The sequence below is a fragment of the Mesorhizobium sp. W050 genome (genome assembly GCF_054719535.1).
In genome coordinates, this window is record NZ_JBTTIH010000001.1 from 4,198,066 (window position 1) to 4,212,700 (window position 14,635).

General features: G+C 62.5%; 14 protein-coding genes and 3 pseudogenes. 8 read left to right on the forward strand and 9 right to left on the reverse strand.

Features of this window, described 5'->3' with window-relative positions:
* Positions 1-16 precede the first annotated feature (16 nt).
* From ACYG9Y_RS20345 to ACYG9Y_RS20370, 6 genes are all read left to right on the forward strand, one after another.
* Positions 17-385, forward strand: a complete 369-nt coding sequence (locus ACYG9Y_RS20345; protein WP_023738297.1) for a hypothetical protein — start codon at positions 17-19, stop codon at positions 383-385.
* An 81-nt stretch (positions 386-466) separates the two neighbouring features.
* The gene (locus ACYG9Y_RS20350) at positions 467-1,177 is read left to right on the forward strand and encodes a lytic transglycosylase domain-containing protein (protein WP_245260387.1); all 711 of its coding nucleotides are present in this window, start codon (positions 467-469) and stop codon (positions 1,175-1,177) included.
* Between the two features lie 98 nt (positions 1,178-1,275).
* On the forward strand, positions 1,276-2,475 hold the full coding sequence (locus ACYG9Y_RS20355; protein WP_023738295.1) for a type 1 periplasmic-binding domain-containing protein: 1,200 nt from the start codon (positions 1,276-1,278) through the stop codon (positions 2,473-2,475).
* Positions 2,476-2,829: 354 nt separating this feature from the next.
* Entirely contained in the window at positions 2,830-3,195 is a 366-nt protein-coding gene (locus tag ACYG9Y_RS20360; protein WP_245260386.1) for a thermonuclease family protein, read from the forward strand.
* A 165-nt stretch (positions 3,196-3,360) separates the two neighbouring features.
* Positions 3,361-4,113: a GGDEF domain-containing protein gene (locus ACYG9Y_RS20365; protein ID WP_023738294.1), complete on the forward strand. Its 753-nt coding sequence runs from the start codon at positions 3,361-3,363 to the stop codon at positions 4,111-4,113.
* Positions 4,114-4,190: 77 nt separating this feature from the next.
* Entirely contained in the window at positions 4,191-5,207 is a 1,017-nt protein-coding gene (locus ACYG9Y_RS20370; RefSeq protein ID WP_023738293.1) for an IS630 family transposase, read from the forward strand.
* Here the strand turns inward: ACYG9Y_RS20370 and ACYG9Y_RS20375 are convergent.
* Positions 5,094-5,470, reverse strand: a pseudogene (locus ACYG9Y_RS20375) (ABC transporter permease); the annotation flags it as partial. The gene ACYG9Y_RS20370 and the pseudogene ACYG9Y_RS20375 overlap by 114 nt on opposite strands.
* A gap of 15 nt (positions 5,471-5,485) precedes the next feature.
* Between ACYG9Y_RS20375 and ACYG9Y_RS20380 the strand changes: the two are divergent.
* Positions 5,486-5,776, forward strand: a pseudogene (locus ACYG9Y_RS20380) (GMC oxidoreductase); the annotation flags it as partial.
* A 152-nt stretch (positions 5,777-5,928) separates the two neighbouring features.
* Here the strand turns inward: ACYG9Y_RS20380 and ACYG9Y_RS20385 are convergent.
* Positions 5,929-6,093, reverse strand: coding sequence for a hypothetical protein (locus ACYG9Y_RS20385; protein WP_023715648.1), 165 nt, complete (start codon positions 6,091-6,093; stop codon positions 5,929-5,931).
* Between ACYG9Y_RS20385 and ACYG9Y_RS20390 the strand changes: the two are divergent.
* Positions 6,053-6,306, forward strand: a pseudogene (locus ACYG9Y_RS20390) (MBL fold metallo-hydrolase); the annotation flags it as partial. The gene ACYG9Y_RS20385 and the pseudogene ACYG9Y_RS20390 sit on opposite strands and share 41 nt — an antisense overlap.
* A gap of 24 nt (positions 6,307-6,330) precedes the next feature.
* Here ACYG9Y_RS20390 and ACYG9Y_RS20395 read toward each other — a convergent pair.
* From ACYG9Y_RS20395 to ACYG9Y_RS20425, 7 genes are all read right to left on the reverse strand, one after another.
* The gene (locus tag ACYG9Y_RS20395) at positions 6,331-7,074 is read right to left on the reverse strand and encodes an ATP-binding cassette domain-containing protein (RefSeq protein ID WP_023738290.1); all 744 of its coding nucleotides are present in this window, start codon (positions 7,072-7,074) and stop codon (positions 6,331-6,333) included.
* Positions 7,075-7,083: 9 nt separating this feature from the next.
* Positions 7,084-8,283 (reverse strand): alanine racemase, encoded by a 1,200-nt coding sequence (locus ACYG9Y_RS20400; RefSeq protein ID WP_023738289.1) that lies wholly within the window; start codon positions 8,281-8,283, stop codon positions 7,084-7,086.
* 12 nt (positions 8,284-8,295) lie between these two features.
* Positions 8,296-9,264, reverse strand: coding sequence for an ABC transporter permease (locus tag ACYG9Y_RS20405; protein WP_023692325.1), 969 nt, complete (start codon positions 9,262-9,264; stop codon positions 8,296-8,298).
* Between the two features lie 35 nt (positions 9,265-9,299).
* Positions 9,300-10,361 carry a substrate-binding domain-containing protein gene (locus ACYG9Y_RS20410; RefSeq protein ID WP_023729114.1) on the reverse strand — a complete coding sequence of 354 codons (1,062 nt, stop codon included), beginning with the start codon at positions 10,359-10,361 and terminating at the stop codon, positions 9,300-9,302.
* A gap of 67 nt (positions 10,362-10,428) precedes the next feature.
* Positions 10,429-11,490, reverse strand: coding sequence for a substrate-binding domain-containing protein (locus ACYG9Y_RS20415; RefSeq protein ID WP_031253326.1), 1,062 nt, complete (start codon positions 11,488-11,490; stop codon positions 10,429-10,431).
* 31 nt (positions 11,491-11,521) lie between these two features.
* A complete protein-coding gene (locus tag ACYG9Y_RS20420) occupies positions 11,522-12,775 on the reverse strand; it encodes a M20 family metallopeptidase (RefSeq protein ID WP_023738287.1) in 1,254 nt (417 codons plus the stop codon).
* On the reverse strand, positions 12,772-13,986 hold the full coding sequence (locus tag ACYG9Y_RS20425; RefSeq protein WP_023738286.1) for an ROK family transcriptional regulator: 1,215 nt from the start codon (positions 13,984-13,986) through the stop codon (positions 12,772-12,774). Before ACYG9Y_RS20425 ends, ACYG9Y_RS20420 begins: the two co-directional genes overlap by 4 nt.
* Positions 13,987-14,635: the final 649 nt, after the last annotated feature.

Here is a 14,635-nt window from a genome sequence, read left to right on the forward strand (position 1 = left end):
GGACGGGGTGAGGAGCATGACCAGAATTTTGCGAGTGACTTTCGGGGCCGGGCTGCTGTCGTTATGCGCGACAGGACTGCAGGCTGCCGATATTATCGAAGGGCCGGTGGCCGACTATTGCCGGACCGTCGGCACATCCAACCTGGTGCTGAACGACAACATCGTCGATCTAAAGTCCGAGGTGGTGAAGCTGATGGACGAGTCGGTGGCCGTCGCCAACAGCTCGGAATGGATCAATTCTTCGCGCCCCGCCTTCATCTGGGCGTCGGAAGCCAAGGTCGCCTGCGGCATGGCCTATGGCTACCTCAAGACGAACTACAAGGACGAAGACACCCTCAACAAGTGCGAATGCTTCCACGACCGCATGGTCGAGTACATGAACTGACCGGAAGGGATCCGGCAGTGCCGGTTGGCTGACCCGATGGTCGGCGGACGATTGACGAGGGCGATCGCCGGAGCGATCGCATTGACCGGTTTTGGCCAGCTTGCCACGCAAGCCCGCGCCAACTGGCTGGAACGACCTAGCCTGGCGAGACCAGCACCGTTCGGCTTGAGGCGGCCGGTTCGCTGCGACGCCGCCTCCGAATGGACTCGCGCGACATTCAAGGCGTTTGCGACATGCCAGGCATCGCTCTACGGCTTGGAACCGGTGCTGGCGCACGCGGTGATGGAGATCGAAAGCGGGTTCGATCCCGATGTGCACGGCGCCGATGGTGAGGTCGGGTTGATGCAGGTAATGCCCGCGACGGCCCGAATGCTGGGCTTTCGTGGCTCGCTCGACGAGCTTGGCGCGCCGGCGACCAACATCGCGCTCGGCGTCAGATATCTGGCGCAGGCAAACAGCCTTGCCGCAGGCGATCTCTGCACCACCGTCATGAAGTATCGTGCCGGGCACGGTGAAACCCGGTTCTCCGAACTTTCGGTCCGCTACTGCCGGCGTGCGCGTGCAATCCTGGCGAGAGAAGGTTTTGCGGTGGCCGGGCCATTGCCGGTGGCGACGTTCGGATTCTCCGCATTCCCGACAGCAGGAGACGATGGTGCCCCTGCCCCGGCGAGGCGGATTTGTGTGCGCCGACTGTTCGTGCCGGGCCCGCGATACATGAAATGCGCGGACTATCGAAGCGCCGGGCAAGCCAGAATGATCAAGGCGCTCCGGGCAAGACTTTTCGACGGCTGAGCCATAATCCAGCAATTGCAAAGACGGCGAGGCAAGTCTGCCGTAAGATGAACGGATGAGACCGGGACAAATACCCGGCGGGATATGAGGGAGGCATCATGGATTCTGGCCGGCAGCGACACGGTTTGTGGACGTGGGCGATCGTCTTTGCGTTCGCGGGCATGGTGTCGGGCTGCCAGTCGAAAGGCAGCGTCTCGGACGCGCTCGATCCGGCGGCGATCGCCGCACCCGGAGCGCCGGCCGCCGGCACCGCTGCCAGCCCGGCCCAAGCCACGCGATCGCTCGGCACCGGGTCGACGAAGGTCACGATGCTGCTGCCTTTGTCGGCCCCGGGCAACGCCGGCGAAAACGGCCGGAAGATGCTCGATGCGACCAAGCTGGCGATGGCCGACCTTGGAAATGTCCTGCTCACGATTACGGTCGAGGACACCAAGGGCGACAGCGCGCACGCCAGCGAATTGGCTGTGAAGGCGATCACCACTGGAACCAAGATCGTCATCGGCCCGGTCGAACTCGCGGCCGCGCAGCACATAGCCAAGCTGTCGGGATCGAAGCGACCGCCGGTGCTGGCGTTGGCCGACAATTTCGCTGGCGGCCCGGGCGTCTATGCGGTGCGCCTCAACGAGGCCGACAGCGCGGCCGCGGGCGCAGCCGGCCTGGCGGCCAAAGGCAGCAAGAAGTTCGTGTTGCTCGTTGCGGCGGGCGCGAATGCCAGCGTGGTTGAAAAGCGGGTCGCCAACAGTCTCAGCATCTATGGCGCGACGCTCGCCGTCACCGTTCCGTATCCGGCCGGCGATGGCGGCACCAAAGTGGTCAATGATGTGGGCTCGCTGGTCGAGGCTCCCGATGCCATCATCATCGCCAGCGGCGACGACAATCCGGCGCCGATCCTTGCGGCGCTCAAAACGAAAGGCATTCCTGGAGAAGCAATTGCCGTCGTTGGAACCAACCGCTGGCTGGAACATCCGATGGAGCCGCTGTTTGAAGGCTCCTACATCGCCACGCTCGACCCAACGGAAACCGGCCCGATCGCCGACCGCTTCAAGACGACCTACAATTATCCAGCCGACGCCAATGTCGCCTACGCCTATGATATGGTCGCCCTGACAGCAGGAATTGCAAGTTCGGCCGGGCCTGACGGCTTCAGCAAGCAGGTGCTCGAAAATCGGAGCGGATTTCGCGGATCGACCGGCCTGTTCCGGTTTCGGGCGGATGGCTCCAGTGAGCGATCCATGCCCTTCTATCAGGTTCAAAAAGGTGCACTCAAGCTGGTCGCCAAATCGACATCGGGGTATTGAGGGGCAAGGAACCTTGCTTGAGTTGATGGGCTGGCTGAGGCACAATCGCTTGATAGCGCTCGGAAGCCTGCTCCTCCTGGCCGGGGTCTTGTTGATCATCCGGGCCGCAGATCTGCTTCCGAACAATCGGCCAGCGCCACGTCAATCCATCGATCATAGCCAGGCAATGCGACCACCTCCGAGCGCCGCCAATACGCCATGGCGAGGACGGGCACGCAAGATTGCTCAGGACCTTATCGCGCCGCCACAGCTTGATCCGGCGCAAATCGAACGGGTCGAGCCGCGCCCGCCGCTCAGCGACCTTGGTCTGGCCGCGCCTGCAGGGATGCGAATGCCAAAGATTGGCCAGAGGTCTTGCTTTTCCAACCGGTTGCCACCTCGTCGGCAACCTTCGAATCCATGGGGCGCAAGGTAGTCGTCAGCGGGATCCAAGGCATTGACCTGGACGAGACCTGTTCCTTTCGCGGCGTCGCCTGGCCTTGCGGCCAGCGTGCGCGCGCGACGTTCAATTCCTGGCTGCGCGGCCGGGCGCTGAAATGCGTCGTGCCGCCGGAAATCGATCGTTTTGTCATTGGGGCACCGTGCAGCTTGGGCAGGCAGGATGTCGGCGCCTGGCTTGTTTCCAATGGCTGGGCGACGGCCTTGGCGAGTGGCATCTATGGCAAGGCGGAGGCAGTGGCCAGAGACGCGGAGATGGGGATATTCGGCCCGCCACAATAGCCGACAATTCAGTGTCTTTGCTTTTGCCGCCGTAGCCTTGCTTTTGAAGGCCTGATTTCGGGCCAATGGTAGGTGATTGCGCCATTACTAAAATTGTATGTTTCCTCGAAACTGAAAGTGCAGCACCTTGGCCTTATGACAGCCGATCAGGCGGGAGATTGGCTAATGATGACACCAATGGCGAATAGCTCGCCCCGGCAATGGAAAGATATCGCATGGCTGACTGCCCTGGGTTCGGCGGGAATTCTGCTCCTCTCGGTTGGCCTAAATTATCTGCTTCTGTTCTCGGAAGCCTTGACGCCGTTTGGCCGCAGCATGGTCACAGCGATCCTGTTGCCGGTCATCGTCGGTGGCCCACTTTTCCTGTTCATTGGCCTGCAGCGGACCGAGCTCGTCCGTTATCGAAGGGAACTCAACAAGTCGGCGACCTTTGACAGCCTGACAGGCTGCCTCAACCGGACGGTCTTCACGTCGATGGTCGAAAGGAGAGCAACCAGGCCAAAATCGTCTGGTCCAAGATCTGGCGCCTTCCTGGTCATTCATCCCGAACACATCAGGTCCATCAATCTGCGCTTCGGCCTTGGCTGGGGTGACGAAGCCTTGCGGCTCATAGCCTCGACCATCCAGTCATCGGTACGCAAGGAAGATCTGGTGGGCCGGATCGGAACCTCCATGTTCGGGGTCTTTCTGCCCGGTGCGACAGAAGACGACGCTAGGGAGATCGGCGAGCGTATCCGGGCGCGCGTGGCCCAAGCCTATTTCGCGCCAAAAGGAACCGCGGATACGCTGACCATCAGCGTCGGCGGCGTGGTGTTTGAAAACGAGTTGGAATTCGAGGACATGTTCCGATCGGCGGAATCGCTGTTATCCGGCGTCGAACGCCAGCCTGGATTTCAATTGTCGCACCTCCACAACTAGAGCCTGTCGCGATTTAAGGGATTCAGGATTCCCTTTGGTTTGAGTTCGTGATTCATTGCGGTTGAAAGGAGACCGCGGTGGGCAAGCCGCTACCGCTTGAGTTGCGTCAGCGTGTTGTTGCGTATGTCGATGAGGGGCATGGTCACCGCGAGGCAGCGCGCCATTTCCGCGTTTCGCCTCGCTTTGTGAACAATCTGATCAACTTGCGGCGGCAGACCGGTTCGCTTGAAGCGCGCCGGCAGGGCCATGTGGGCGGCGGCAAGCTTGAGCCGCATGCCGAGTTTGTGCGTTTGCGATTGGCCGAGACCGGCGAACTGACGCTGGATGAGCTTTGCGTCGAACTGGAGGTGCGTGGTGTGAGCGTGCACCGCTCCAATGTCGGGCGCCTGCTCCATCGCCTTGGGCTCAGTCATAAAAAAACTCTACTGGCCAGCGAGCAGCAGCGGGCCGACGTGCGCCAGGCGCGTGAGCTGTGGACCGGGCGGCGAAAGCGCTTCTTCAACAAGGCTTTGGCGCGGCTGATCTTCATCGATGAGACGTCGACCAACACCAAACTGACCAAACGCACCGGCTGGGCGCCGAAGGGCGAGCGCTTCAGGACGCATGCGCCCTTCGGCAAATGGCAGACGCAGACCTTCATCGCCGGGCTACGATGCCACGGTCTTGTCGCGCCGTGGATCGTCAACGCGCCGATGAATGGCGCCATCTTCGAACACTACATCGAAACACAGCTTGCTCCCCAACTGTCGCCCGGCGATATCGTCATTCTCGACAATGTCGGCTTCCACAAGAACGAGCGCGCCGCACAACTGGTTCGCCAAAGGGGCGCTTGGCTCCTGTTCCTGCCGCCATACTCACCCGATCTCAATCCGATCGAGATGGCCTACTCAAAACTCAAGGCGCGGCTGCGAAAGAAAGCGGCCAGAACCTTCGACGCACTCCGCCAAGCTCTCGGCGACATCTGCCACCTGTTCGAGCCAGCCGAATGCAGAAACTTCTTCAAGGCTGCCGGCGGCGATCGCGTAGAGCTCGTAGAAATTGCCGTGCGAGCTTGGCAGGATCGAGCGTGTGTACATTGCGAGAAAGATGGATGACAGCGCCGTCAGCCCGGCGCAGATCACATAGGCGCAGATGATAACCCGGCCGGTACGGATTCCGGAAAACCGCGCGGCCTCTTCATTTTTGCCTACGGCGTAGAGATATCGTCCGAAGGCGGTACGGTGCAGAACGACCTCACCGCCGCCAGCACGAGCAGGAAGACAAAAGAATGAGGAATGGGAATGGAGGTGTAGGCGTTGTTGATAAGAGCCGAGACCAGATCGGTGCGACCGGTGGTGAGATATTCCAGATCCTCGAAGCGGGTTTCGTAGGGCAGGCGGTGATCGCCGAGGAGCTGTCGCCGGGCGGGGCCGCCGACCTTTCCGATCAATCCATAACAGACCACATCCTCGAACATGCCAAGACGGTCTATCACCCCTGCGGCACCTGCCGGATGGGCACCGATGACCAGGCGGTGGTCGACCCGCAATTGCGCGTGCGCGGCGTGCCGCGCCTACGCATCTGCGACGCCTCGATCATGCCGCGTCCCATCAGCGGCAACACCAACGCGCCGGTGATCATGATCGCCGATCGGTGCGCCGATTTCATCCTCGGCAGCGCTTAGCGAGAAACGGGCAGCCCAGAGAAATCCAGGCTGTTTTGAGACGGTGTATCTGTCCAGCGCATGCAGCGACTTTGTCGCGACCGAAACCGGACAGCTTGACGCCGCCGGGCGGCACGGTGATGTCGGCGCCGCCATACATTGCATAGGTCCTATCAAATCGAGACTGGGATAGCGATGCCAACGCGCTGCTGTTGGCCGCCAGAAAGCTGGTGCGGATACGCCTGGAGAAATTCAGGCGATGCAGGCAGCTTCACCAGACGCAGCAGTTCCAGCAGCATCCATGACGGCGCCGAAGTCGCGCCCGGCTTCCAGATCATCGCTGCGCCGGCCACACGCCCGGCCACTCGGTCTACCTCGCAAACTACGGCAAGGAACAGCGCATGATTTCGGGCGACACGATGTATGTGCCAGCGCTGCTGGCGCCGCATCCGGAGTGGCAAGGCAGCTACGACCAGGACGGGCCGATGGCGATCACCACGCGGCACAAGCTGATCGATCGCGTGATCTCCGACAACATCCGGATCTCGGGCGGGGGGCTCTCAGAGAGGTTCCTGCTATTGCTGCTGCAGGCCGGTGATCATGGCAACGATCTCGTTCTTATCGGTCTTCGCGGTCTCGCGAATTCCAATCTGCTTGCCACGCCTGAGAACACAGATGCGGTCGGAGAGCTTGAAGACCTGGTCGAGGCTGTGGCTGATGATCAGGATGCCGACATTGCGCTGCTTCAGCGACTGGACGATAGCCTCCACCCGGGCGGTTTCGGCAACGCCCAGCGCCGCCGTCGGCTCATCCAGCAGGATCAGCTTGCTTGCCCAATGCGTGGCGCGCGCGATCGCAACGCCCTGGCGCTGGCCGCCGGAGAGATCGCGGATAGTGGCGTGGGCGGAGGGGATGCGCACGTCCAGTTCCTTCACCAGTTTCTCGGTCTCGTCGATCATGCGGCGGCGGTCGAGCAAACCGAGGCGGTTCAGCGGCTCGCGGCCGAGGAACATGTTCATGTAGACCGTCTGCTGGTCGGCCAGCGCCAGGTCCTGGTAGACGACCTCGATGCCGTGCGCGCGCCCCATGGTGGCATTCGACATCGTCACCGGTTTTCCTTCGATGACGATGGTGCCGGACGAGGGCGGGTGGACGCCCGAGACGATCTTGACCAGCGTCGACTTTCCGGCGCCGTTGTCGCCGACGAGTGCAACGATCTCGCCCGGGAAAACCTCGAGCGAAAAACTCTCGATCGCGGTGATGCCGCCGAAATTCTTGCGAATGTCGTGCATCTGAAGGATGGGCGCGCTCACCGTCATGTGTTTCTCCTAGACTGGCCAGGCATAGGGTTCACCGAAGCCGTTCTCGATGGTTTCCACTTTCGGATTGTCCGTCGAAATGCCCGACACGCCGACAATATGGGCGCGGGTGACGAAGGCCTGGCCACGGAAGCCGAACACGGCGCTGTCGCCAGGCTTCGGCGCGTTCGCGCCGGCGGCATCGATCATGGCGTAATAGTCGATCGCAGAGGGCGGCGGCACCTCGACGCTGCGCAGTGCCGACCCTGCCGTCGTCGGTTCAGCCGAGACGATCGCCTTGACGTCGTAGTCGGGGAAGATCGGATCGATGTAGAAGCCGCCGCCAAGGCAATAGGCCTTGCCGCCGGAGAGATGCGAGACCTCGGTGAGATAGAGCACCGCCGGCAGCTCCGGCAAATCTTCCATGACATGCAGCGCGGTGGTGCCATGCAGTCCATTGCCGGGCTCGCACTGCGTCGCGCCAGCCTCGGCGAGTGCCGCCAGCATGACACTCGACGTGGTGCCCGGCGCGTTGATCTCAATGTCCTTGCGGCCTGCCTTGGCCAACGCTTCCGCAGCTTTCGCGAGCGTCGCCAGATTGGGGGTCGGCAGCACTTTCCGCGAAGCATGGTCGAACAGCAGAGCAGGGAAAGTGGTGATGCCGGCGAAACGGCCGCCTTCGACGGCATCCAGCCGGTCGGCGACATCGATAATGTCGGCGGCATTGAAACCGCCTTCATGGCCGCGATAGAAGATATCGCCTTCGGCGGCGATGCGGGCCAGCAGATGCTGCACATAGCCGGCCGCCTTGGCGCCTGTTGCCGCTTCCCCAGCCTTGGTATCATTGAACACGGTCCAGTAGTCCGGCTTGAAGGTTTTCGCCGCAGCCGCCGCTTCGAATTTTGCGACCTGCTGGAGATGGCCGAGATGGCCAAGCTTCATGCCTGCCTTGTGGGTGGCGCGGGCGCAAGCCATGTCGACGGCGACCGCGCGGTCAATGCCGCCGCGCATCACAGCCCGGCAGAACGACGAGGAGCGGCCGACCTGCTTGGTCATGGCGAAGATCTTCAGGCCGTTGCGGTTGGCCTCGCTCTTGAGAACCCGCGCATTGGCCTCAACCGTGTCGAGATCGAGCACATAAGCATTGGCCGGCAGCTTACCTTGCTGGTGCAACCGGATAGCTGATTCGATGAAGGCGGGGTTGCGGCGGCGCAGAATCTCGAGAAACATGGATGGCTTCCTTCAGCGGTTCTTTTCGCGCAGCGACACGGCGACTGCGGTCAGGATAATGAGGCCGCGCACGATCATCTGGTCGGAGACCGACAGGCCCATCAGGATCAGGCCGTTGTTGAGCATGCCCATCATCAACGAGCCGACCAGCGCGCCGACCACGGAGCCCTTGCCGCCATTGAGCAGCGTGCCGCCGACGATGACGGCGGCGATGACCGTCATCAGGTCGGTTTCGCCGAGAGTATATTTCGCCGCCTGCAGGCGACCGGCATAGAGCAAGCCGGCAAGACCGGCGAGCCCGCCGCTGATGGTCAGCACGGCGAGCCTGATCCTGGGCACGCTGATGCCCGATACGCTTGCGGCGCGGGCATTGTCGCCGGTCGCCAGCACATGCGCGCCGAAACGGGTCTCGCGGAACACCAGGTGGCCGATGGCCACGGCAATCACCGACCACCAGACGAGTGAGGGGACACCGAGCAGCGAGCCGGAACCGAAGAAGCCGGTGAACGCTTCGTTGGTCACCGAGATCGAGCGAAGGTCTGTCATCGAACGCGAAACGCCGGCGAACAGGCCGAGCGTCGCCAGCGTCACCAGGAAGGAGGGCAGCCTGACATACGCCACCAGCACGCCGTTGATGACGCCGATCAGCAGGCCGGCGCCGAGGCCGGCGACTATCCCTGCCGGCATGCCGTACGCGTTGATGGTGACGGCGGCTGCAAGGGCCGCCACCGCCACGATCGAGCCGATCGACAAATCTATTTCGCCGGCCGACATGACGAAGACCAGGCCGATGGCCATGATCGTCACCGGCGTCGTCTGCAACACGATGTTCGATAAGTTTCGGACGGTGAGGAAGCCGCTGTCCCTCAGCACAATGGCGAAGAACAGGAAGATCGCCAGGAAACCGAGGTAGACGACATATTGCTGCAGATTGAAGCGGCTGGCGAAGCTGCCACCGGCGCTGGTGTTGGCACTGGACATTTTATTCCTCCGGTGGTGAGCGCTTCGCCTCGAGCCTATTTCACCGCGTCCGCGATAGCCGCCGGTACGTCCCTGTTGAGGGACTTCTTCCAACCGTCCTTCACCGTGTCCTTGGTGACGGCGATGGAATCTACGGCATAGAATGGTTCGGCCTTCTTGCCGACCAGAGAACCTGCCGAGGCGCGCGCCAGCGTCACGCCAATGCTGTAGGCCTCGTCGGCGACGAGGGCCGCGATGTTGCCGCCCTTGACCATGTCGAGCGCGGCAGGCTCATTGAGGTCGAGCGTGACAATCTTGGTGTGCGTGTTGCCGGCACCGCGCAAGGCCGAAAGCACGCTCAGCGCCGGTTCGGCCCAGGTGACATAGATGCCGTCCAGGTCCGGATGCTGGGTGATCATCGCCTGGGCGATGTCTTCGCTGCGCGCCGGGTCGGCCATGCCGGCCTCGGCCTCGATCTTCATATCGGGATAGTCCTGCTCGATGGTCTTCTTGAAGGCCTGGTCGCGCTGGTTGGTGACGTAGAAGTCGGCATCGTGGAAGATGTAGCCGATCTTGCCTTTCTTGCCGAGCGCCTCGGCCATGGCGATGCCGGCCTTGTTGCCCATCTGAAAGAGATCGTCGGAGACGATGGTGACATAGTCCCTGCCCTGCTTGTAGCCGGCCGGGGAATTGTCAACGAAGCCGAGCTTGACGCCGGCCTGGCGTGCCGGATCGTAGACCGAAGCTGCGGTCGCCGGATCGACGGGAAGCGACAGGATGATCGACGGCTTTTTGGCCATCACCGTCTCGATATCGGCCTTCTGTCGCGCGGCGTCGAAACCGGCATCGGTCTGCGCCACCACCTCGATGCCGAGGCGCTTGAATTCGTCATGGGCGCCGGCGTTGACGGCGTTGGTGTATTCGCTCATCTCGTGCCAGACGAGGGCGGCGGTGAACTTGCCGTCCTTGATCTGCTGCTCTTCGGCTGGCGTCAGCGTAAGACTGCTCGCCGGCACCGGCTTTTCACCATTCGGTCCTGTGGTGACGCCTTCGGCGGCGAAGGCGTGCATGGCTAGCAGGCTCGCCACTGTCGTTATGATTACAGATGCTTTGCGCATGTCCCGGTTCCCTTTTTGTTGTGTCGAAGAAAGCTCCGGTGCGGCGGGCCGCGCCGGAGCGAGAGCCTTACTTCGCCGCGTCGAGCACCGGCTGCGGCGCGTCGCGGTTGAGCGAGTCCTTCCAGCCCTGCGCGACATTCTCCTTGGTGACGGTCAGGGCCGGGGCGACGACGAAGGCCGGGGTCGGCTGGCCAAGCAGCGACTTCATGCCGGAAGCAGCCATGGCGCGGCCGAGTTCATAGGCCTTGTCGGCGACGAGGGCTGCGACATTGCCGCCCTTGACCATGTCGAGCGCGACCGGCTCGGCGAGGTCGAGCGTGACGATCTTGGTCCTGGCGTTGCCGGCGCCGCGTAGCGCCGACAGCACGCCGTCGGCCGGCTCGGCCCAGGTCACGTAGATGCCGTCGAGATCGGGATGCTGCAAAAGCATCGCGTTGGCCAGTTCCTCGGCGCGGGCCGGGTCGGATATGCCCTGTTCGGCGACGATCTTGATGTCGGGATACACCTTCTCGATGGTGGTCTTGAAGGCTTGGTCGCGCTGGTTGGTGACGTAGTAGGCAGCGTCGTGGAAAATGTAGCCGACCTTGCCCTTGCCGCCGATCGCCTTGGCCATCGCGTCCGCAGCCTGCTTGCCCATCTGGAATAGATCGTCAGTCACGATCGAAGCGTAATCGGTGCCCTGCTTGTAGCCCTTGGGCAAGTTGGACAGGAACACCAACTTGGTGCCGTCCTTGACCGCCTGGCGGAAGGCTTCTGCCGAGGTGACCGGGTCGAGCGGCAGCGCCAAGATGACGTTGGGCTTGGCGGCCAACGCCGTCTCGATGTCGCTGCGCTGGCGGGCGGAGTCGAACTGGGCATCCGTTTTGACCGCAATGGTGATGCCGGCGCGGGCGAATTCGTAGGTGGCGCCGGCGGTTACCGCATTGGTGAAATCGGACGAGGTGTGCCAGAGCAAGGCAGCCTTGTAGCCCTTGTCCTTGAGCGCGGCGATGTCGGCATCGCTTAGGATCACGTCGGCGCTCGGCGTGGCGCTCTCGCCCTGCGGGCCGACCGTCTGTGCGAAAGCTGGGTTGGCGGCAAGCATCAATCCGCCGGCAAAGGCGGCGGCGATCAGTGTCTTCATCGGCATGTCAGTTCTCCCATTTTGCTTCGTTGGTGGTTCAGTCGGCCACGCCGCAATAGCGGGCCATGAAGGCGGCGAAGCCGACTATGCCGGCAAAATATTCCTCGACATCGACGTGCTCCTCGAATGTGTGGCAATTCCTGATGTCGCCGGGCGCGCAATAGACGGCAGGAATACCGAGCTGATTGATGATGAAGGGGGACTCCGACCAGAACGGTGCGCCCTCGATGACGCCGCGTCCGCTCATTGCGCCGGCCATCGCGTCGGACAGCATGGCGACTTCCGCCCGCGTTTCGCCGATCTCGGCAGCGGTGCCGCCCAGCCTGTGGTCGCGGCCGGCGGGGTAGGCGAACTCTACCGAAATATCCGGATCGGCGATCGCGCCGCGCACGGCAGCCTCGATCTCGGCGGCGGCGGTGTCGAGGTCCTCGCCAGGCAACAGCTTGCGGATCAGCGAGAGCGTGCAGCGCTCGGGAACGGCAATGTAGCCGCCGCCGGCAAGCCCGGTGATAAGCAGGAAGCCGCGCCCGACCAGTTTGTGCTCGGCGCGCGCGGCGACCTCATCCGAATGCTTCCAAAGCGCCGTCATCGCGGCATGGCTTGCACGGAGCGCATCCTTGCCGAGTTCTGGCACACCGAAATAGGCGGATTTGCCGGTAATCGAGATATCGGTGATGAAGAAGCCGATCTGCGCCGCATAGACGGCCAGGCGGGTCGGCTCGACATAGATGGTGAAATCGGGTGCTGTGATCTCGCCGGCCTCGATGCGTCCGACGAAGTGCTTGATCCCGGCGGAAATGCCGGTGCCGGGCTGGCCGCTCTCCTCGTCGCCGACGAAAGCGAAGGCGACGTCGCCCTTGAGGCGAACGCCTGCCTTTTCGAGCAGCGCGAGTGCAGCCAGCGAAGCAGTGATGCCGGCCTTGAGGTCGCCTGAGCCGCGGCCCCAGACAGCACCATCAATGATCGGGGCGGCGAACGGATCCTCACGCTCGGTGCCTGCCCAATGCTCGCGCCAGCCGTCGACATGGACGGTGTCGGTATGGCCGATGAACAGCAGGCGCTTTCCCTGGTCGGCCCCCTTGCGCTCGCCCCAGATGTTGGGCCGCCCAGGAAGGAATTCCGTCCTGGTCAGGCCGCTGAGGTCAAGGTCGCGCATCCTGGCTTCGAGGAAGTCGACGAAGTTGGCTTCGTTGCCGGTGATGCTCTCGCGGTCAATGGCGCCGCGAAACAGCGTTAGTGCGTCGTCACGGTCGAGCGCTGCCTGTAGGCGGGCGGTAATATCGTGAGTCATATCGCGGCCTCCTTCAGCGCGGCGGCCTGGGCAGGCGGCAGCGAAATCCGGCCATCAGGCGCGTCGACGCCGAACAGCGTGTTGTGCAACTGGCCAAGGCCGATTGCCGCCGCGCCGATGAGGGCTGCGCGTGCGCCGAGTTCGCTCGCCTCGACCCTGACTGGATAGGGGAAGCATAGCGGCAGAAGCGCCTGCACCCTGGACAGGATTTCGGGCCGCAACCCAATCGAGCCGCCGAGGATAAACTTTTCTGGATTGGCAATTGCCGCGATTGCCGCAACGCCTTGCGCCAGATGGCGGGCAGTTTCGTCGAGCACGGCGAGCGCGTCCTTGTCGCCAAGCGCGGCATTCTCGAATATTGCCGGCACCGAGACCTGCCTGCCGGTGAGGGCGTGGTAGCGATCGGTCATGGCGTGGGTGGCCACCGCGCGTTCGAATGCGCCGGTGCGCAGTGATTCCTCGGCGAAGGGATCGGCGCCGATCGGCATAAAACCGATCTCGCCGGCGGCGTGCCCAGCACCCCGCACCAGATGGCCGCCCAGCATCAGCCCGCTGCCGATGCCGGTGCCGAGCGCGATGTAGGCGAGATTGTCGATGCCCTGGCCTTGGCCGAGCCAGTTCTCGCCAAGCACCGCGAGATTGACGTCGTTCTCGATCATCACCGCGACGCCGAGCGCTTCTTCGAAGGCATCCAGCACATTCATTGTGTCGAAGCCGGCAATGTTCGGCGCCATTAGAATGCGGCCGGTGGCCGGGTCAGGAGCGCCAGGCGCGCCGATGACGGCCAGGCGTATCTTCTTGCGCGCGACGTGCTGTCTGGCCGCGGCATCGAAGGCCAGCGCTGCAATCTGATCGACGACGAACTGGCCGCCGCGCGGATCGGTCGGTGTGGCGGCTTCGGCAAAGATCTGGCAGGCAAGGTCGGTCAGCGCGACCCGCACCTTGGTACCGCCAAGGTCGACGGCGATGATATAGGCTGCGTCGTGGACCAGTTCGTAGGTGACGGCGGTGCGCCCGACATGGCCGCTGGTGCGGCCGGTTTCCTGGACCCAGCCCTCCTGCTCGAGCCCGCGCATGATTTCGGAGATGGTCTGCTTCGACAGGCCCGTCAGCTTGGCGATCGAGGCGCGGGAGATCGGCCCGCCCTGGACGATCGCTTCCATCACGGAGCGCTGTGAGAACTGACGGGATATGCGCGGCAGGTCAGTCACATTGAACTCCGGTTAATTCGTTCTATGACCGAACTTATTATTCGGAACTGGACCTGTCAATGTATGTTCGCGAGCGGCCGTTTTTGCGTACGCGAACATTGATCCGAAGGCAGGATTCAGGCGCGTTGCTGTTGTTCGGCAGAAGATAAATGCGGTCAGCGAATGGCTGGATCAGCTTCTTGAATCAATTTGGCGAACAGCTTCGTAGCCATTGACGAATAACGATCATGCTAGTGTCTGAGGGTCACTGTTTTCTACAGGAGATCAATACAGCGGATGGTTCGCCGGTCCATATCTCTCGTATTCTCTCGTATGGGTCTGTCGAACCAAAGGACGATGAACGAGACTAACTACTGGCTTCGAGAATATTGGTGATGTACCGCGGGTCTGCCTCCCAGTGAATGGCTCAAATGGGGCCGGCAGCGGAACGTCCGCTTGCAGTTTGCAAACGTGGATAGCTACCATACCGCTTTCACTTGCAAAGGCGCGTTTGACGCCAACTGGTCTGGCCCGAAGCCGACATCTCCGTCCAGCATAGTCCGACCATGTTCGGCGCAAGCTGCTCGCTTGAACCGTGGGATAGAATTCCGCCAATTTCAGGCACGTGGTTGTCAGGCGCCTACCGAACTTGACAAGCAGTCTTGCAGGA

Bases quoted from the DNA above. Each gene is read 5' to 3' on its own strand.
- ACYG9Y_RS20345 (WP_023738297.1), top strand. From the start codon at position 17: ATGACCAGAATTTTGCGAGTGACTTTCGGGGCCGGGCTGCTGTCGTTA.
- ACYG9Y_RS20355 (WP_023738295.1), top strand. From the start codon at position 1,276: ATGGATTCTGGCCGGCAGCGACACGGTTTGTGGACGTGGGCGATCGTC.
- ACYG9Y_RS20365 (WP_023738294.1), top strand. From the start codon at position 3,361: ATGATGACACCAATGGCGAATAGCTCGCCCCGGCAATGGAAAGATATC.
- ACYG9Y_RS20385 (WP_023715648.1), bottom strand. From the start codon at position 6,093: ATGATCTGGAAGCCGGGCGCGACTTCGGCGCCGTCATGGATGCTGCTG.
- ACYG9Y_RS20395 (WP_023738290.1), bottom strand. From the start codon at position 7,074: ATGACGGTGAGCGCGCCCATCCTTCAGATGCACGACATTCGCAAGAAT.
- ACYG9Y_RS20400 (WP_023738289.1), bottom strand. From the start codon at position 8,283: ATGTTTCTCGAGATTCTGCGCCGCCGCAACCCCGCCTTCATCGAATCA.
- ACYG9Y_RS20405 (WP_023692325.1), bottom strand. From the start codon at position 9,264: ATGTCCAGTGCCAACACCAGCGCCGGTGGCAGCTTCGCCAGCCGCTTC.
- ACYG9Y_RS20410 (WP_023729114.1), bottom strand. From the start codon at position 10,361: ATGCGCAAAGCATCTGTAATCATAACGACAGTGGCGAGCCTGCTAGCC.
- ACYG9Y_RS20415 (WP_031253326.1), bottom strand. From the start codon at position 11,490: ATGCCGATGAAGACACTGATCGCCGCCGCCTTTGCCGGCGGATTGATG.
- ACYG9Y_RS20420 (WP_023738287.1), bottom strand. From the start codon at position 12,775: ATGACTCACGATATTACCGCCCGCCTACAGGCAGCGCTCGACCGTGAC.